The organism is Methylobacterium segetis (assembly GCF_004348265.1).
Classification (GTDB): domain Bacteria; phylum Pseudomonadota; class Alphaproteobacteria; order Rhizobiales; family Beijerinckiaceae; genus Methylobacterium; species Methylobacterium segetis.
Window position 1 is genome coordinate 20,589 of the sequence record NZ_SMNT01000023.1, and the last position, 18,035, is coordinate 38,623.

Annotated in this window: 17 protein-coding genes; 9 read left to right on the forward strand and 8 right to left on the reverse strand. The window is 68.0% G+C overall.

Annotation, left to right across the window (positions count from 1 at the left end; translation table 11 throughout):
• Positions 1-112 precede the first annotated feature (112 nt).
• The 3 genes from tenA to E1J50_RS08265 form a co-directional block, all read right to left on the reverse strand.
• Positions 113-796 (reverse strand): thiaminase II, encoded by a 684-nt coding sequence (tenA, locus tag E1J50_RS08255; RefSeq protein WP_245516487.1) that lies wholly within the window; start codon positions 794-796, stop codon positions 113-115.
• A 76-nt stretch (positions 797-872) separates the two neighbouring features.
• Positions 873-1,547, reverse strand: a complete 675-nt coding sequence (locus E1J50_RS08260) for a response regulator transcription factor (protein ID WP_132252353.1) — start codon at positions 1,545-1,547, stop codon at positions 873-875.
• Positions 1,544-2,980, reverse strand: a complete 1,437-nt coding sequence (locus E1J50_RS08265) for an ATP-binding protein (RefSeq protein WP_132252355.1) — start codon at positions 2,978-2,980, stop codon at positions 1,544-1,546. The genes E1J50_RS08260 and E1J50_RS08265 overlap by 4 nt, the downstream gene beginning before the upstream one ends.
• 146 nt (positions 2,981-3,126) lie before the next feature.
• On the opposite strand from E1J50_RS08265, the gene E1J50_RS08270 reads away from it, so the two are divergent.
• Entirely contained in the window at positions 3,127-4,029 is a 903-nt protein-coding gene (locus tag E1J50_RS08270) for a DUF6925 family protein (protein ID WP_132252358.1), read from the forward strand.
• A 289-nt stretch (positions 4,030-4,318) separates the two neighbouring features.
• Entirely contained in the window at positions 4,319-5,173 is an 855-nt protein-coding gene (locus E1J50_RS08275; RefSeq protein WP_132252360.1) for a hypothetical protein, read from the forward strand.
• A 42-nt stretch (positions 5,174-5,215) separates the two neighbouring features.
• Here E1J50_RS08275 and E1J50_RS08280 read toward each other — a convergent pair whose 3' ends face one another.
• Positions 5,216-6,925 carry a DEAD/DEAH box helicase gene (locus E1J50_RS08280; protein WP_132252363.1) on the reverse strand — a complete coding sequence of 570 codons (1,710 nt, stop codon included), beginning with the start codon at positions 6,923-6,925 and terminating at the stop codon, positions 5,216-5,218.
• 294 nt (positions 6,926-7,219) lie between these two features.
• Between E1J50_RS08280 and E1J50_RS08285 the strand changes: the two genes are divergently transcribed.
• Positions 7,220-8,323, forward strand: a complete 1,104-nt coding sequence (locus E1J50_RS08285) for a calcium:cation antiporter (RefSeq protein ID WP_132252365.1) — start codon at positions 7,220-7,222, stop codon at positions 8,321-8,323.
• On the opposite strand, the gene E1J50_RS08290 is transcribed toward E1J50_RS08285, so the two are convergent.
• Both E1J50_RS08290 and E1J50_RS08295 read right to left on the reverse strand, forming a co-directional pair.
• A complete protein-coding gene (locus E1J50_RS08290) occupies positions 8,313-9,044 on the reverse strand; it encodes an FAD-binding oxidoreductase (RefSeq protein ID WP_132252368.1) in 732 nt (243 codons plus the stop codon). The genes E1J50_RS08285 and E1J50_RS08290 overlap by 11 nt on opposite strands.
• The gene (locus E1J50_RS08295; RefSeq protein ID WP_132252370.1) at positions 9,037-9,642 is read right to left on the reverse strand and encodes a sulfite oxidase-like oxidoreductase; all 606 of its coding nucleotides are present in this window, start codon (positions 9,640-9,642) and stop codon (positions 9,037-9,039) included. Before E1J50_RS08295 ends, E1J50_RS08290 begins: the two co-directional genes overlap by 8 nt.
• Positions 9,643-9,792: 150 nt before the next feature.
• Here E1J50_RS08295 and E1J50_RS08300 point away from each other — a divergent pair, with 150 nt between their 5' ends.
• The 5 genes from E1J50_RS08300 (at position 9,793) to E1J50_RS08320 (ending at position 14,215) form a co-directional block, all read left to right on the forward strand.
• Positions 9,793-10,545: a class I SAM-dependent methyltransferase gene (locus E1J50_RS08300; protein WP_132252372.1), complete on the forward strand. Its 753-nt coding sequence runs from the start codon at positions 9,793-9,795 to the stop codon at positions 10,543-10,545.
• Positions 10,546-10,699: 154 nt separating this feature from the next.
• A complete protein-coding gene (locus tag E1J50_RS08305; RefSeq protein WP_132252374.1) occupies positions 10,700-11,002 on the forward strand; it encodes a hypothetical protein in 303 nt (100 codons plus the stop codon).
• A 186-nt stretch (positions 11,003-11,188) separates the two neighbouring features.
• The gene (locus tag E1J50_RS08310) at positions 11,189-12,361 is read left to right on the forward strand and encodes a glycosyltransferase family 61 protein (protein WP_132252376.1); all 1,173 of its coding nucleotides are present in this window, start codon (positions 11,189-11,191) and stop codon (positions 12,359-12,361) included.
• Positions 12,358-13,602, forward strand: coding sequence for a lytic murein transglycosylase (locus E1J50_RS08315; protein ID WP_132252378.1), 1,245 nt, complete (start codon positions 12,358-12,360; stop codon positions 13,600-13,602). Before E1J50_RS08310 ends, E1J50_RS08315 begins: the two co-directional genes overlap by 4 nt.
• Before the next feature lie 25 nt (positions 13,603-13,627).
• Positions 13,628-14,215 (forward strand): NAD(P)H-dependent oxidoreductase, encoded by a 588-nt coding sequence (locus E1J50_RS08320; RefSeq protein ID WP_132252381.1) that lies wholly within the window; start codon positions 13,628-13,630, stop codon positions 14,213-14,215.
• 182 nt (positions 14,216-14,397) lie between these two features.
• Here E1J50_RS08320 and E1J50_RS08325 read toward each other — a convergent pair whose 3' ends face one another.
• Positions 14,398-15,537 (reverse strand): glycosyltransferase family 61 protein, encoded by a 1,140-nt coding sequence (locus tag E1J50_RS08325; RefSeq protein WP_132252383.1) that lies wholly within the window; start codon positions 15,535-15,537, stop codon positions 14,398-14,400.
• A gap of 94 nt (positions 15,538-15,631) precedes the next feature.
• A complete protein-coding gene (locus E1J50_RS08330; RefSeq protein WP_132252385.1) occupies positions 15,632-16,702 on the reverse strand; it encodes a class I SAM-dependent methyltransferase in 1,071 nt (356 codons plus the stop codon).
• Positions 16,703-17,031: 329 nt separating this feature from the next.
• On the opposite strand from E1J50_RS08330, the gene E1J50_RS08335 reads away from it, so the two are divergent.
• On the forward strand, positions 17,032-17,595 hold the full coding sequence (locus E1J50_RS08335) for a Ros/MucR family transcriptional regulator (RefSeq protein WP_132252387.1): 564 nt from the start codon (positions 17,032-17,034) through the stop codon (positions 17,593-17,595).
• Positions 17,596-18,035: the final 440 nt, after the last annotated feature.

An 18,035-nucleotide genomic window follows, 5' to 3' on the forward strand; every position in this document is an offset into this window, starting at 1 on the left:
CGCCCGCCTCCGCGCCGAGGCGCGCCTGTCCTCGTCTAGCTAGCAGCGCGGGACGCGGCGGCCACCCCGAGGCAAGAGGCCCGCCACGGATTCGATCGCCGGGGGCGCTCGGTCAGAGCGGCCAATCCGCTTCGCGGTAGGCTCCGTCCCAGAACATCCATTCGAGGCGGGTGGCATGGGTGAAGGCGCGGTGCATGCGCGCGCGCAGGCCGGGCGCCGCGGAGGCGGCCGCCTCGTCCGTCGCCGCGATCATCTCGGCGACGGCGCGGGCGAATTCTTCGCCGGCATAGGTGTCGATCCAGGCTTGGTAGGGGTTGTCCGGCGCGGCGCGCGCGTGGATGTCGCGGCCGATCTCGGCGTAGATCCAGAAGCAGGGCAGAAGGGCCGCGAGCAGAACCTCGTAGGGTTCGGCGTAGGCCGCGGCGAGGAGATAGGCGACGTAGTGGTCGCAGGGCGGGGAGAGCGGCGTCCGCGCGAAAGTCTCGGCGTCGATCCCGTAATCCCGGAAGAAGCCGCCGTGCAGGGCCCGCTCGACCACGATCGCCGTCTCGGCCGCCCGCGCGAACTGGACCATCCGGTCCGGATCGGGCGCCTTGGCGGCGGCGAGGCTGAGAGCGCGGCCGAAACCGAGAAGGTAATGCGCGTCCTGCAGGATGTAGTGCCGGAAACGCGAGCGCCCGAGGGTTCCGGCGGCAAGCTCGACGTTGAAGGGCATCGTGCGGATCGCCGCGTAGATGTCCGCGTTGCGCGTCCAGGCTTCCGCGGAGAAGGTTGCCGGTCGTCCTTCTGCCGTCACGATCCGCCTCGCCCGATGTCCCGCAGCGCCCCGCCGGGAGCGCTCGCGCCTTCGTGTCGCCGTCGCGTGGCGCCGGTCAGCCCTGCCGTTGAGCCTGAGTCACCGCGACGTGGATGAGTTCGGCCAGGGTGCGGACGCCGAGCTTCTGGCGCATCTGCGAGCAGGCGTTGGTGATGGTCTTGTAGCTCACCGACAGATCCGTCGCGATGGCGCCGTAGGATTTGCCCTGGGCGAGGCGAGCGAGGATCTGCTGCTCGCGCGGGGTCAGCTGCGATTCGGGCGTGCGCCGCGCGTCCGAGCGCAGCATCGCGACCTCGGTCGCGAGACGGCGGTCGAGGTAGACCTCTCCCACGCGCACCCGCTCGAACGCGTCGTAGAGCTCGGCCGAGGCATGGTCCTTCAGAACATAGCCGAGGGCGCCCGCCTCGAGGGCACGCGAGACGATGACCGGATCGTTGTGCATGCTGAAGACGAGGATACGCGTCTTCGGCTCGACCGCCTTCATGCGTCGGATCAGGCCCAGGCCCGCGAGCCCGCTTCCCTGGAAGGTGAGGTCGCAGATCACGACTGGAGGGCGAAGCCGATGGAACAGGCGGTAGCCCGTCACCACGTTCGTCGCTTCCGCGACGGTCTCGATACCGGCATCCTCCAGCACCCGGCGGCAGCCCTGCAGCACGATCGGGTGATCGTCGATCACCAGGACCGGCAGGCGGGTCGTGACCGCGGTGGCGTTCGTCGCGATGGCGTTCATAGCGGCACGCTGGCCCCTGTCTCTTCGCCCCGCTCGGCATCCGCGGGGATGGTGATCCGGACAACCGTGCCCGGTGCGGCGTTGTCAAGCTCAAATGTACCACCGAGCGCTCCGACGCGCTCGCGCATCCCCGAGAGTCCGAGCCCGACCCTGTGATCCGGCTTCACCCCGGTGCCGTCGTCCCGCACGCTGATCTCGATGCTGCGGCTCTCCGTCTCCCGTGCGACCGCGCTCACATGGGCCGCTTGGCCGTGGCGCACGGCATTCGTCATGCTCTCTTGGATGCAGCGGAACACGGTGAGGTCGACGAGGTCGCCGTAGCCCCGCGCCAGCCCATCGAAATCTCCGGAGAAGCCGGTCGCGGGATGGCGGCGCGCGAAATCGCGCAGGAGCAGGTTGAGGCACTCGGTCAGCGGAACCTGCCCGAGCGCGTGCGGTCGCAGACGGTTCAGGAGATCCCTGTTCAGCGTCTGGACCTGCCCGACGATCATGCTGATGTCGGCCGCCCGCGCCGCGAGCTTCTCGCGGTCCGGCCCGCTCGGCGCCAGAGCGATGCGGCTGACCGAGGCGGCATTCGCCTCCAGCGCGAACAGGCAGGGCCCGAACTCGTCGTGAAGCTCGAGGGCCGTGCGGCGCCGCTCGTCGTCCTGGGCGGTGAGAAGCTGGCGGTTCAGGCGGCCGTTCGCCGCCCGGACCTCGGTCAGGGCCTCGGCGACTCCGTTGAAGCGCTCCGCGATGACGGCGAGTTCGCGGGACCGCGGGGGCTCGAGGCGCGCGGTGTAATCGTGGCGCTCCAGCTGCGTCAGCCCGTCCGCGAGGCTGCCGAGCGGGGCGAGTACGCGGCCGAGCGCGAGGTAGAGGGCCATCAGCATCGCGACGTTGATGCAGAAGGTCGTCACCGAGAGGGCGACCGCGTAGCCCCAGACCTCGTCGATCTCGTCCAAGGGTTCGGTCACGATCTGCGCCGTGCCGATGCGCCGGCCGGAGGCCACGATGGGCAGCACGTGCTGCTGGATCCCGGGCGCGATCATCTGCGCGAACCAGCGCGGTGCGATGTGCCTGTCGGACCGGAACCGGGTCAGCCCGACGCCGACCTTGCGGCCTGACTCGTCGAGCAGCGAGACGCGGACATGGCGCAGGGCCTGGAAGCGCAGGTCCAGGGTCTGCAGGAGGCGGTCCGGCGGTGAATCCTCGGCGAGCCGGATCGTGTCGGCGACGAGGAGTTCGACGGTGGCGAGGGAGGCCTGCGTCTCCACCGTCACCGCCGAGCGGGCGTTCAGCACGATGACGGTACAGGACACGAGGGCGGCGACGACGTCGATCGCCAGCACCACGGCGATCAAGCGGGTGCGCGTCGACAGGCCCGCCCAGAGCGAGGCGAGCCGCGATTCGCGCGGGGAGATCGTCGGGGCCGTGCCGGCGGATGGCGTCATCGTGATCGGGCAGGGCACCTCCGCCCACGAACCCAACGTCGCAAAGCCCGCCGCCGAAGTCCACGCACGGCGCGCAAGCCTCCACAGGGACCGGCGCGTCCAGCCCGCTTGCTGCGAACCTCGGCCGGGCGTAGCGGGGACGGGTTATGGACGACGCGGGCGCAATCACAGACCTTCTCCGTGCAGGGCTCGCCGACACGGACACGGCCTGGAGCCTCGGCACGTTCGGTGCCGCGGCGGAGTTCCGGCGCTTGCCGGAAGAGCCGACGGTACCCCTCGATGATGGACGCCTCGGGCTGGTGACGCCGCGCGGCGGCATCGCGTTGAGTCCGCCCGTTGAGACCGTCCCCGTCGCCTACGAGACGGCGCTCGGAGAGAGCTGGAGCCATGCCGTCGCTCTGTGCCTGCCCGAGGAATTCGGGTCTGCCACGGCGCATCCGGTGGTCACAGGACTGGGGCCCGATACGGCGGCCCTCTCGCCGGAGGATCGAGACGCGACCCTGTTCGATCTCGGCTTCGGCCTGCCGCAATGCGCGGTCTGCCTGCGCACGCGCGACTCCGAGGCGCTGGACATCCTCGGATCGGCCATCGGCACGCCCGCGCTCGACCCGCAGGATCCGCGCCTGTCGCGCGTGCCCAGGGGCGCCCTGACGCTCATCTTCGCCGGCCCGCTCGGGCGGATCGAGGTGTCCGTCGATGCAGGACCGGACGGTCCCCGCGCTCACGTCGTGACGAGCGTCCTGCGTCTGCAGCGCACGCACGCGGCGACGGCGCCGATCCCGGCCGGGCTCGTGCCGCACGCGCACATGCTGCCGCCCCATCCCTGCAAGGATGCTTCCGGTGCGGCGCTGCCTTTCCGGATGGAGCGCCACGCTGCCTTCCAGGCGCTCCTCGCGCGCTGGGGCGACCCACAGCTCTTCGCCCTGAAGGAGCATTGCCTCGGACGCGGCGAGCGTCCCGACCGGATCCCGGACCGGTGGACTCGCAGCGTCGAGAAGGTGGCCCGTGCCCAGGCAGCGCTGCTGGCCGAGAATTGTCCACAGCCGTAAGACGTGGCCGAGTCGCACGCCCCTGGCTCCCAAGTCATGCGCAGACACGAAGCCTTAATCGTACCGTGGTTAATCCGCAGGCGGTGTCCCAGACCACGGTTATGATTGACGTGGGGCTTGCGGACATCTTTGCGCCGTATTGTCACGATGAGTTCGTTTGCCAAGGCCGACGTCCCGCGTGTTCCGGCATGCGCGGCTTGGCCGGCGGCGCGGTTGACGCGCCGGGGTCGGTGAAGGGGAGCGCCGGTCCGTTCACCATGCGTCGCGTATCAGGAAGAGACCCCGCCCGATGATGAACGTCTCGATCGATCCGTCGGAAACCCGCGACACGCGGCCTTCGGCCAAGGTCCGGTCGGCCCCGCGGAGCAAGTTCCGCGTCGCGCTGCTCGGCGGCCTCGCCATCGGTGCCGTGGCCGCCTTCTCGGCGGCGTCGATGTCCCTGCTCGGCGGCCTCGCCGCCTCGCCGAAGCCGGCCGGGGTCAAGCAGATTGCAGCGAACTGGCCCGATCTCAAGGACGGTGTCCCGGCGCTCGTCACGGGCAGCCTGAGCGTTGAGCCCGCCCCCGTGTCCACGCCGGTCGTGCCGACAGCCGCGCCGGAGACTCCGATGCCGCTTCGCGCAGCCATCGATGCCGAGGCGAAGCCGATCGAGCCGCAGGCCGCGCCGCAGCCGGCCCCGACCGCTCCGAAAACGGCGAGCGCCCCCGCGAAGCGCGCACCGATGATCGAGTATGCGGCGACCGTCGCCCCCGTCCGGGAAGCGGCGCTGCTCGCGCCACCGGCCCGGACCGCCCACGTGGTCGCCCCGTCGAAGAACGAGACGGTCAAGGCGCGCACAGCGGACGTCGCCTTCGCGGCCTTGCCGGCTGCGCCGGCGCGCGAGGCTGCGCCCGAGACGCCGAAGGATGTCGCGAAGGAGGCGGCGAAGCCCCGCCTGAAGGTCGCAGCGCCGAAGCCGCCGGCCCCCAAGAGGAGCGAGGTCGCCTCCGCCGAGGCTGCGCCAGCGCCTACGGCCGCCGAGGAGCCCGAGACCACCGAGGTCTTCGGCATGAAGGTGCCTTCGCTCGCGCCCGCGGGCCGCAAGATCCGCGAGAGCGTCGAAGCGCTCGGCGAGGCCGTGAAGGGCCTGCCCGAGAAGTTCTGACCGGACGACCGGATCGGGAGAGCGGCCGTTCGTCCGGCCGCCTCAGCCGTTGCGCGGCTTCTTGCCCATCACGCGGGCATGCTTGTCCCCACGCGGGCTCTTGAAGCCCTTCGGGCCGCGGCGCTCCGCGGGCGCGCCCTCGGCGGCGAGCGGCTCGACCTGGATCTCGGGCGAACCGTTCCGCGCGAAAGCCGCCGCGAAGCGTGAGGCCGCGCCTCCCCGGACCTCGAACTTCGTCTCGCGCTCGAAGATGCGGATCGCGCCGATCTCCTGACGATCGACCCCACCGCGCCTTGTCAGCAGGGGCAGCAGGCGCCGTGGGTCGGCATTGTCGCGCCGCCCGAGGTTGAGCCGGAACCACACGGCCGGTCCCATGGCGGCGATGCGCTCCGCCGCGAGCGGATCGAAGCGCGGGTTCGCCGAACCGCGCCCCGGCGCCTCGCCCGGATCGGTCACGTCTTCGGGGGAGGGGAGGCGGGTGCGGTAGACGCGCGCGAGCGCCGCGGCGATGTCGCGCGGCGACATCTGCGTCAGCAACTGGTCCGCGAGGGCGAGATCCTCCTCCGCGGGCGGCTCCGAGAAGAGCGGGTCCGCCATCATGCGCTCGCCGTCGAGGCGGCGGATCTCGTCCGCCGTCGGCGGCCCGCTCCAGATCGGTGCGACCTTCGCGATCGCGAGGAGCTGCTCAGCGCGGCGGCGGCGGGAATTCGGGACGAGCAGCACGCTCGTGCCCTTGCGTCCGGCGCGGCCGGTGCGCCCGCTCCGGTGCTGCAGGACCTCCGCATCGTGCGGAAGGTCGGCGTGGATGACGAGGCTCAGCGTTGGCAGGTCGATGCCGCGCGCGGCGACATCGGTCGCGACGCAGACGCGGGCGCGCCCGTCGCGCAGTGCCTGGAGCGCGGCGTTGCGCTCGCCCTGGCCGAGCTCGCCCGACAGGGCAACCGCCGAGAAGCCACGCTCGGTCAGCACCGCCTGGAGGTGGCGCACGGCATTGCGGGTGTTGCAGAAGACGATCGCGGTCGGGGCATCCGCCTCCCGCAGGACGTTGAGCACCACGTGCTCGATCTCGCGGGGAACGACCCGGATCGCGCGGTAGGCGATGTCGGCGTGGCCCTGCTCCTGGCCCTTCACCGCGATGCGCAGGGCATCGCGCTGGTAGCGCTCGGCCAGCGTCGCGATGGCCTTCGGCAGCGTCGCCGAGAACAGGAGCGTGCTGCGCTCGCCCGGCGTCGCCGACAGGATGAACTCAAGGTCGTCCCGGAAGCCGAGGTCGAGCATCTCGTCGGCCTCGTCGAGGATCACAGCGCGCAGCGACTGGGTGGCGAGGTTCCCGCGCTCCAGATGGTCGCGCAGACGTCCCGGCGTGCCGACGACGATGTGCGTCCCGTCCATCAGGAAGCGCGCTTCCCGGCGCGGGTCCATGCCGCCGACGCAGGCGACGATGCGGGCGCCGGCGGCGGCGTAGAGCCACGACAATTCGCGGTGCACCTGGAGTGCGAGCTCGCGCGTCGGCGCGATCACGAGGGCGAGCGGAGCCCCTGCCTGCCCGAACGTCTCGGCCTCGCCGAGCAGGGTGCCGGCGATGGCGAGCCCGTAGGCGACGGTCTTGCCGGAGCCGGTCTGCGCGGAGACGAGAAGATCGCGGCCGAGGGCGTCGGGCTCCAGCACGGCGGCCTGAACGGGCGTCGGCTCCTCGTAGGCGCGCTCGGAAAGCGCCCGCGCGATGGGGGCGGGCATGGTCGGGAAAGGCAAGGGCGGACTTTCAGCGGCGGCGCTCGTCCGCTCCCGCACGGGGGCGCGGATCGAAGCGGAGGGCCGGTCTCGAATCGGTTACGGAGCCTGGATGTCTACCGCGCGCGGGCGCCCGGCACCACAGCACACGCTGCATGGGCCGGTTGCAACGCGCAAGCACGGTTTCGTGAGCGGAACGGCACCCGCCGCCATTTCCCGCCGCCACACCTGTCGTCCCCGACCGCCCGATGGCAGAAGGGGACCGGCCCCTGCGAGCCGGCCCGCGGCGGGCGGCGGGGCGAAACGGACGGGTCGATGAGCGGCATCCTGCGGTTGGCGGTGGCCTGGGCGACGGTCGGCGCCTTCGCGTGGTTCGGCAAGGAGTGGCTGGGCGATCTCGGCTCTCCGCTCTGGGCGTGCGGCCTGTTCGCGTGGCTCCTCGGCGCGATCATGTGGTCCGCCTTCGGCGTGGTGCACGAGGCGGAGGAACTCGCCGAGATGCTCGGCGAACCGCTCGGCACCCTGATCCTGACGCTCGCCATCGTGGTCATCGAGGTCGCCCTCGTCTCCGCCGTGATGCTCTCGGCCAAGGACGCGCCGACGCTCGGGCGCGACACCATGTTCGCGGTCCTGATGATCGTGCTCAACGGCGTCGTCGGGATCGGGCTGCTGATCGGCGGCCTCAGGCACCATCAGCAATCCTACAACCTCCAGGGGGCCTCCGCCTTCCTGTCGGTGCTGATCCCACTCAGCACGATCGCGCTCATCATCCCGAACTTCACCACCTCGACCAGCGACGGCACGCTGACCCGCCTGCAGGCGATCACCTTCTCGACCTTCACGGTCGCCCTCTACGCGGTGTTCCTGCTGATCCAGACCGGGCGGCACCGGGACTTCTTCATGGAATCGAGCCACGAGGCGACCTCGGGCCCCGAACCCACCGAGGCGGGAGAGCGGCCGGCGGCGGGGACGATCCTGCGCCACACCGCGCTCCTCATCGCCAACATCCTGCCGATCGTGCTGCTGTCGAAGAGCCTCGCCACGATCCTCGACCACGGGATCGCGGCGCTGGGGGCGCCCTCGGCGCTCGGCGGCGTCCTCATCGCGGCGATCGTCTTCACGCCGGAGGCCATCTCCTCCCTGAAGGCGGTGGCCCGCAATGATCTCCAGCGCGCGATCAACCTCTGCCTCGGCGCGGCGACCTCGACGATCGGCCTGACCGTTCCGGCGATCCTCGCCGTCGGCCTCATCACCGGTCAGACCGTCGTGCTCGGCCTGAAGCCGACCGAGATGGCGCTCCTGACGGTCACGCTGATCCTCAGCACGCTCACCTTCTCGGGCCTCCGGACCACGGTGCTCGAGGGCGCGGTCCACCTGATCGTGTTCCTCGTCTACCTCGTCCTGATCTTCAGCCCGTGAGCGAACCGCCGAACCGCTCGGTCCTGATCGTGCGCGGCGGAACGCCGGCATCGACGAGGAGGTCGGAGGCGGCCGAGACGAAGGTGTTGCTGCCGCAGACGAAGGCGTGGGCCGGTCGCCCGAGCCGGGCGAGCGCCTCGTCCATCGTCGCGCGGTCGATCCGCCGGCCGCCCGGCTCCCGGGTGAGGGCGAGCCTCAGCGTGAAGCCGGGCTCGTCACAGGCGCGGGCCTGCAACTCATCGGCCGCGATGATGTCCGAGCGCGTGCGGGCGGAGTAGAGGAGGAGGGCCGGCACGTCCGGCGCGGCCACCGCCCGGTGCCGCAGCATCGCGAGGAGCGGCACCACGCCCGATCCGCCTCCGACGAGGAGCAGCGGCCCGCCGTCCCGCTCCGTCCAGACGAACGCGCCGCCGATCGGCCCACGCAGTTCGATCCGGTCGCCGATCGCGGCGACATTCGCGAAGAATCCCGAGACCTCGCCCTCGTCGAGGCGCTCGATCATCAGCTCGATCGTCCCGGACGCCTCGGGCGCCGAGGCGATGGAGTAGCTGCGCTGGGCCTGATAGCCGTCCGGCGCGGTGAGCCGCACGTCGACATGCTGCCCGGGCACGAACCTGTCGGCGAAATCGACCCGGAAGCGGACGCTCTTCACGCGTTCGGTGACAGGGGTGATGCCGACGATCTCGGCCTCCTGCCAGCGGAGCGGGCCGCGGTCAGTCACCGGTGAAGCGCTGCTCGCGCCACGGATCGCCGTACATGTGATAGCCCCGCAATTCCCAGAAGCCTGCCTCGTCCTTGCGCGTGAAGCGCAGGCCGCTCACCCATTTGGCGCTCTTCCAGAAGTAGAGATGGGGCACGAGGAGGCGTGCCGGGCCGCCGTGATCGGGCGGGATCGGCGCGCCGGCGTAGCGGGTCGCGACCATGGCCTTGCCGTTCGCGAGATCCGCGACGGGCACGTTCGTCGTGTAGTCGTCGTAGCCCTCAGCGAGCGCGAAAGCGGTCGGCGCGGCGACGCCCGCATCGGCCAGGATATCGTCGAAGGTCACGCCCTCCCAGACGGTGTCGAACTTCGACCACTTCGTGACGCAATGGATGTCCCCGCCCCAGCGCGTGCGCGGCATGGCCTCGAACTGATCCCAGGTCCAGCTCTTCAGAGGCTTTGCGCCGTCGCGCAGCGTGAAGCGCCAGGTCGCGAGGTCGAGCCGCGGCGTCGGTCCGAGCTGCAGGACCGGAAAGTCCTCGGTGAGATACTGCCCCGGAGGCAGCCGCTCCCGCGTCGCCTCGGGCGGCCTGCGTCCCGTGAAGCCTCGTGTCGCCATAGGTGCCTCTCAGGTGCCTTTCGCCGGCAGCCGCGTCCTCAGCGCGAACGCCCGACGCGATCCCGGGTTCGAGCCGGCGCCGGCCTTTTCGTCAAGCTCGCATCGGCTGTGAACGTCGCTATTCTCACGATCCACCGGGGAGCGGACGCCATGACGGAGCACGGCTTCAAGGACCATTTCTCGACCGGCTCCGCGAACTATGCCGCCCACCGGCCGACCTATCCGGTGGCCCTCGTCGAGCATCTCTCCTCCCTCACATTGCGCCACGAGAAAGCGCTCGATTGCGGCTGCGGCACCGGGCAGCTCTCGACCTTGCTGGCCGCGCGCTACGGCGAGGTCGTCGCGACCGATGCGAGCGCCGCCCAGATCGCGGCCGCGAGCCCGCATCCACGCGTGCGCTACAAGGTCGCTCCCGCGGAGGCGAGCGGGTTGCCCGCCTCCAGCGTCGACCTCGTCACCGTCGCCCAGGCCGCCCATTGGTTCGATCTGCCGCGCTTCTACGCGGAGGTGCGCCGGGTCGTGCGACCGGGCGGGGTCCTCTCCCTGATCAGCTACGGCGTGCTCGAGATCGAGGGCGCGGCCGGCGCTGTCGTTCAGCACTTCTACGGCGCCGTTCTCAAGCCTTACTGGCCGCCGGAGCGCCGCCATGTGGAGGAGGGCTATGCGGGCCTCCCGTTTCCCTTCGCCGAGATGCCGGCGCCCGCCCTGGCGATCGTGGCGTCGTGGACGCTCGCGGATCTCATCGGCTACGTCGAGACCTGGTCGGCCGTTCGAGCGGCCGAGCGTGATCGCGGGCGAGCCCCGCTCATCGCGGTCCGCGAGGCGCTTGCCGAGAGTTGGGGCGAGCCTGAGCTTCGCCGGGATGTGCGCTGGCGCCTATCCGCACGGAACGCGCGCCTGTAGGACCGTTCAGCCAAGGTTGATGTCGGGCGGCATACGGCTTGGCCCGTCATTTTCATCCCGTGCCGAACTCTCGCCCCAATACCGTTGCTGTTCTGTTCAGTCTTCGCGACTCCCCGGCGATGCCGGGAGGTCGCTTCACAGGAGAGATCGAACCATGATCAGGCTTCTCACCACGGCGCTTGTGGCCGGTGGCCTCGCCGTCGCCGCGGTGCCGGCCGCGCAGGCCCGCGACGGAATCAGCCCGGGCGGCGCCGCCGCCCTCGGCGTGCTCGGCGGCCTCGCTGTCGGCGGAGCCATCGCGTCCTCCCAGAACGGCTACTATCCCGGCCGCCCGGTCTACCGCGCTCCGCCGCCGGTCTACGTCGAGGACGAGGGCCCGGTCTGCCACTTCGAGCGCCGCCGCTACGTGGACGGCTACGGCGACGTGTTCTTCCGCCGCGTCCGCGTCTGCGAGTAGGGCGGGCGCGGCTTCGCGCTGCGGCCCCGCCTCCGCGCTTCTTATCCGAGAGCGGGATTTGAGACCGGCCGACCGCCGGAACGCCCATCGCGGCGCGTTCCGGCGGTCGCTTGCTGTTGCGTGCAAGGGCAGAAAGCGGCCAAGAGGGCGTCTCGCGGGCTGCCGCATGCAGGGGAAGTCACATCGTTGTCGGAGCCGATCGAAGATCTGATCGTCCAACCACCGGATTTTGCACGGATCGCTGCGATCCCCAGTACGAACTCGTACTACGCCTATCCGCGACTGACCTGCCTCGCTCCGATTCCGGAGACGATCCGTCCGACCCTGGAGACGATCTGGCGCAAGGATATCCATCGGGGCCGGGACGTCGTCGCCTACCGATTCACCGACGTGTACGTCGCCGAGGAAGGTCTCGCCTTCGACCAATCCGGCAAGCTTCTCGCACCGACGCGGACCTATCACGACGACGAGCAGATCCGGCGCGCGCATGCTGCCGTCCTTACGGCAATCGGATCCGGCTCGGCGCGAACCCTCGAGCGCGGCATTCTCGCCAAGAGCCGCGGGGCTGACAATTACGGCCATTTCCTCGTCGAGATGCTGCCCCGCGCCTGGCTCGCGCGGACGCGCTTCGGCTTTCCGGACTGGCCGGCCATCATCTTCGACGAGCCGGCCCCGGTCCGGGACGTCGCGCGGGCAGCCTTGCAGGTTGCCGGGTTCGCGCCCGAGGAGATCGTCGTCACCGGGCGAGAGCCCGTGCTGGTGCGCGACCTCGTCGCGATCGACGGTCTCACCTCGCACAGCACCTACCTGTCGCCCCACGTGATGCAGTGTTTCGACACGATCACCGCCGGGATTGCGCCGGCGCCCGAAGCAGACCTCTACGCGACGCGGCGCCCTGCGCGGATCCGCGAGTTCGTGGAAGAGCCAGCGATCGCCGAACGCTTGCGCACCATGGGCTATCGTGAGGTCGAAGCAGCAGCGCTGAGTTTCGAGGACCAGGTCGCGGCCTTCAAGGGCGCGCGCAGCGTCGTCGGCTGCATGGGCGCCGCCATCACGAACATCGTGTTCTGCCGCCCCGGCACGGAGGTCGTGGTGTTCACGCCGAGCAGCGCCGGCGAGACGTTCTTCTGGATGTTGGCGCAGGCACGCCGCCTGCGGTATCGCGAGATCCGCTGCCCGGAAATCGGGCCGCAACTCTGGGCGATGCCGTGGGATCGGCTGATCGACGTCTCACCGGCCGAGCTCGAACGGCTGCTGACACGCTCGACGCCCTCCGAGCCACCAGCCGACCGGAAGCCGTCGCGCCTGCACGGGGGAGTCTCCGCTTTCCGTGCGGCCTTGGCGCGGGTGTGGCGATGAGAACCCTTCTCGCTGCCGCGGCTCTTCTCGTCCTCGGCGCTGCACCGCTCCGCGCCGAGGTCGAGCCATCGTCAGGAAGCCCTTCGGAGGCCGGTGCGAATGACACCTTCACGGGTTGCCTGCGCCAGATCGCGACATTTGCCGCGAGCCGCGGCCTCGACCGGGGCTTCGTGGAAACTCAACTGGCGGGCGTTGCACCCGATCCGGCAATTCTCGCCGCGGCGAACCGGCAGGCCGAGTTCGTTCGCCCGATCTGGGACTACATCGAGGCCACCGTCACGGAGGCCCGTATTGCTACAGGCCGTGAGAAGCTCGCGGAGTGGGCACCGACGCTCGCTGCCATCGAGCGCGCCTACGGGGTCGACCGTCACATTCTCGTAGCGATCTGGGGCGTCGAGTCGACCTATGGGGCGGTGCTCGACGATCCATCGATCGTGAAGCCCGTCCTGCGCTCGCTCGCGACGCTGAGCTGCGGAGAGCCGAAGCGCGCCGCGTATTGGCGGGACGAATTGGTGGCGGCCCTGCAGATTCTGGCCGAGGGCGCTGTCCCAGCAGAGCGGATGACGGGGTCCTGGGCCGGCGCGATGAGCCACACCCAGTTCATGCCGAAGACGTTCCGAGAGCACGCGGTCGATTTCGACGGCGACGGCCGCCGCGACATCTGGAGCTCGATTCCCGACGCGCTCGCCTCAACGGCGAATTATCTGCGCCATTCCGGCTGGCAAGCCGGAGAGGGGTGGGGCTTCGAGGTCACGCTTCCCGAGGGTTTCGATTACCGTCTCGCCGACGAGACGACGGAGCGCACCCTGTCGGAGTGGCAGGAGCGCGGCCTGCGCCCCGCCGACGGCCGTCCCGTCGCCGACCTGCAGCAGCGCGCGAGCCTCGCGCTGCCGGCCGGCGCCGGGGGGCCGGCCTTCCTGCTTCAACCGAACTTCCGGGTGATCCTGCGCTACAATACGGCGCTGTCCTACGCGCTGACGGTTGCTCACCTTTCCGATCGTCTGCGCGGTGCGGGCGGCTTCCTCCGCGACTGGCCGCGGTCGAAGCGCCCGCTCACGCCGGACGAGATCCGGGATCTCCAGGCGAGGCTGTCGGCCTTCGGCCACGATCCCGGGGGCGTCGACGGCAAGATCGGCCCGAAGACGCGCGCGGCGATCCGGTCGTTTCAGGGCTCGGCCGGTCTGACGCCGGATGGGTTCGCTGATCCGGAGCTTCTCCAGCGCGTCACGGATCGCCCCTGAGACCAATAGGGCGCGGGAGCTCGGCATGCGCGTGCTCATGATTTACTGCCACCCGCGTGCCGACAGCTTCTCGGCAGGCTTGCGCGACGCGGCACGGCGCGGTCTTGAGGCGGGCGGGCATGCGGTCGTTCTGCGGGACCTCTACGCCGAGGGCTTCGACCCCGTTCTCTCCGACAGGGAGCGCGGGTGCTACTACGACGAGAGGGCTGATCGCTCCGGTCTTGCCGATCACATCGCGGCGCTCCGAGGCGCCGAGGCGCTGGTCTTCGTCTATCCCACCTGGTGGTTCGGGATGCCGGCCATGCTGAAGGGCTGGATCGACCGTGTCTGGCTGCCCGGCGTCGCTTTCCGGCTCGCCGGCCCGAACGACCTGCAGCCCCAACTCACGGGGATCCGTCGGATCGGCGTGATCACGACCTACGGATCGCCGCGCTGGCTGCTGTGGCTAATCGGCTGGCCGGACTGGCGGGTATTTCGCTTCGGCATTCGCCCGCTTTGCGCGCAGCGTTGCCGCCTCGATTGGATCGCGTTGACGGGCATGGACTCGTGCAATGAGGCAAGGCGTGCGCGTTTCCTGGCAAAGGTTGAAGCCGAGCTCGCTCGGTGGCGTTGAAGCTTCTCGCGTCGCAACGACGAAGCGGAACACAATCCTTCCGCACATGGAAATGGTTTGCGAGAATGCAGAAATCAGGCCCGATAAATCTTCGCCCGCGAGCAGGGCGATGAGTGCGTATTCCTGCGCTTCGATGTAAAAATATCAACCAGGTCCGGTGCGGGATTAAGTCAATTTAGAACTTAGTTCCACACGCCAGGCTCGATGAGCCGGACAACTTCATCCGGTGAAACATCGAGCAAACGATCCCAGGAAAATGCCCCTCGTTGTGGGCCGATCTCGCGGCATCGAATTTCGTGATAATTCAAGTTACGGGCCTCCGCCAACATCCAGAAGAAAACTTCGGCAGCGCCACTCGGCATGAAAATGAAAACGTCGGTGCCCGGTCGGCAAAACGCAATGTTCGTGAGAGCTGCTCCGGCGCATCCAACCACCCGCGACGCACCTTTGAACGCTGCGACTTGTTCGTGGAAAGGTAGCGCCGCTGCCTCAACTTCCTGGAATCCGAGCCCCTGCAGCCGCTCGGCGACCAGATGCTCGTCGTTGAAATCGCGGCTCTTCGACGGTCTGCGTGGCACATAGATCGAATCGTTCTTAGCGGCTGCGATCGTCTCAGTGATCGTGTCCAAGCATTCCATGACCAGCGGCGACAGGTACACCGCATGGCCGGTAAGCCGGTCGACGACGATCAGGTCGTCGACAAAAACCGGAGCCCGCCCCATGGGCAGCACATACTCGTTCGAGAAACCCGCGCAATGCAGCGCCGCCGTCGCCGATCGCGTCACCGCTGTCGGCTCATCGAAGATGATGACGGGCCAATCGTTCAGGGACAGGATTTTTCTGGCAAGCCAGGCGCGCGGAAGCATTTCCACGAGGAAGTGCCCATAATTGTCGGCACCGCGGCTCTTCCCGAGGATGCCTTTATCAATCTTATTTGCAAGCCCACGCTCGATCGCATCCAGTACGCGTTGGCGGCCGGCGAGCACTTCCTCATCCGTGTGGTAGGTGCGCGTAACCGAGATCAGATTCCCGGCAAGATCGAAAACCAGACCCTCTTCGGCAACGATAACATCTTTCAGATGGTAAAATGTGACGTCCTCTCCCGGATGGACAGATCTTCTCCAGAGACCGTCGAGCAGTGACGCAATATGTGATGAAGCTAGGTGAAGGTTTTTTACTTTGGGATATGCGTAGTACGAATTGGTGCAAGGCATGGACGCGACTTTAGCGCCGGCTGGAGGAGGGATGGTAAATTCCTCGACGGCTTTCTTGTCCACCATTGTGATCCAGTCCGTCCCGAGGAGAGAACCGGCGCTCTCCATCCTCGAAAACTCATTGATAATCGAAGATAGTCAGATCGGCGTATCGTGCCGCACAATCGAATTTGTGCTGCACTCCGCGCTTCAAGCGAGACGTTCAAGCAAGAAGCCTGTTCACGTACGTCTCGGAACTGTCCTTGAACCCGACGAGGCAGCGTCGTGTACCATCCGAATACAGTTCTATGCTGGAGGTGGGTGCCTCGAGTTCGATGATGTCCTGGAAGCCAGCCGCGCGCATCGTGTCGATGATGCCGCGATAGGTCGGCTGCAGCTCGAAAGACAGGTCGCCCTCGATCGGACTACTCGTGTCCTTCGATCTGACGAAGTAAGCCGAGAAAGGTTCCGTATGGGTGATGGTGTCGACCACGCAGAATTTCTTGCTGATGTTGTAGCAATCCAGCATGACTTCGAAGGGCGTGGACAAGTGGTACATCAATCCGAGATTGAGAACCACATCAAAGGTCTTGTCGGTGTCGAGGGCATCTTTCACATTGCCGACTTCAAAATTGGCATTCTCTACACCGTAGAGGGATTTTAGGAAGTTCGCTTGTGCAATATTCTCTGCTCTCAGGTCGAGCCCGGATGTGCTTCCCACTCCGTGCACAGCCGCGTCGAGTGTGAAGAAACCGCAGTTGCAGCCGAGGTCGAGCAGGGTCGATGAGGCAGCCTCAGGTCCAAGCATGCCCGCAACGGCCCGCGTGATCAGGTTCGTTCGATAGCGGTGGAAAGCGACCGTCCGCTGGTTGTAGGCGCCGAGGGCCTCCGTCGACACGCCAGCCGGCTCCAGGTGGTAGGTCCAGGGTGCGAGCGAGCTGATGCCAGCCTCGATTTCGGGCTTCGACAGCTGCAGCGGTCGGCTGAGAAACGCGAAATCCTCCTCCGAGGGAGCACACACGAGCCTGGGAACAAGATACTCGCGGTGGAGATCGCCCCGTTCTCCCGCGATGGCCTTCCACGGCGCGAGAATGTCCTCGTGGTGATGGATTGCGGGATGGTGGTAGCCCGTGGCGCGGTACTCATACCCGGCCTGGGGCGGCGGCGCCTCGCTCGCCGGAGGATTGAACAGCAGATGAGACCGCTCAGGTGCGCTCGGAGCGGGAGCCGGCGCCGGAGCGGCCGCCCCCTTCTGGATGATCCGGCGGACTGCCGAGGAGATGAATCGCTGCATCAGCTGCTCGTATGTGAAGGCGTTTCCGACGTGGGGTCAGAGCTCAGTTCAACCTCCGAGGGCGTATGCCATCTCCCGGACGGCGCGGCAACGCAGCTAGGCTTGCTGGCTCTATGGGCAGACCGATTTGAGAGTTGAGCGCGCTTGTGCCGGATCGAACGGGATCGGTTAGCGAAAGTTGTCCAATCGTTTCCGTCAAGCGGTCGTCTGCGACGGCGAAACAGTGTCGCTGAATTTGTGTTGTAAAACGATCTTTTCCCAACGCGTTCGGATTGCCAAGAGTGTCTGAAGTTGCAGAAGTGCGAGCGAGCATCAAGAAGGATCTCGCTATGGCAGACATTGAAGAACTGAACAGCAGCCCCATCGACCTGACGGTCAACATCGTCTCGGCCTACCTATCGAACAATCACGCCGCGGTAGCGGACCTGCCGAGCCTGATCGCAAGCGTGCATGCTGCCGTGTCGGGCTTGAATCAGAGGGCCGAAGTGACCGAGCCTGAGATCAAGGCGACGCCGGCCCAGATCCGTAAATCGATCACGGCCGCCGCGCTGATCAGCTTCGAGGATGGCAAGCCCTATAAGACGCTGCGCCGCCATCTGACGATCCGCGGGCTGACGCCGGAGAGTTATCGGGAGAAGTGGGGGTTGCCGCGCGACTACCCGATGGTGTCATCCTCCTACTCGGAGGCGCGGTCATCGCTCGCTAAGAGTTTGGGGCTCGGGCAGCAGCGCCGTAAGTCTGCAACTCCAGCCGCTCTCGCGCCTGAGACCAGAACCAAGGCAGCTCCGCCTCCTGCTTCCTCGAAGGGCCGCAGTGCTCGGACAAAGGCGGCTGAACCGGCTCCTAAGCCGCGCAGCCGGCGCAAAACAGCCGAGCCGGCTGCGGCGGAGTGAACGCAGGCGAGGTTCGGCCTGTCGGCGGCCGCTGACGCCTCGATTGTCGAGATGATGCCGCATGAAGCGCAAGGCCCGCCCGGTCCGCCGTGGCGGGCTTTTCGTTGCGTGGGCATCACCTGCGCGTTGCTCCTCAGTCGTGACAGTTCCTTTCAGAACCTCACTTCGGGCCTGCGCGAGCGCTGACCGCCTGAGCGAAAAGGGGCTTTGAGCGTCAGCTTCTGGACTCGAGCCGCGAGTGACATCGTTCGATCGGCGCGTCGCCGAAGACTGTCGTATGGCCCGAAGATGATTGCGCAGTTCTCATCAGCAAGGCTCGGGAACGTGCCAGCAGTTCTTGCGAGCGCCTTAGACACTCAGATGTTTCGTCCCAGGATCGCTGCCCGGCCAACACGCGCTCGCGCGCCCGGGCGAGGGCTATGTCAAGCTCCGCTCGCGTC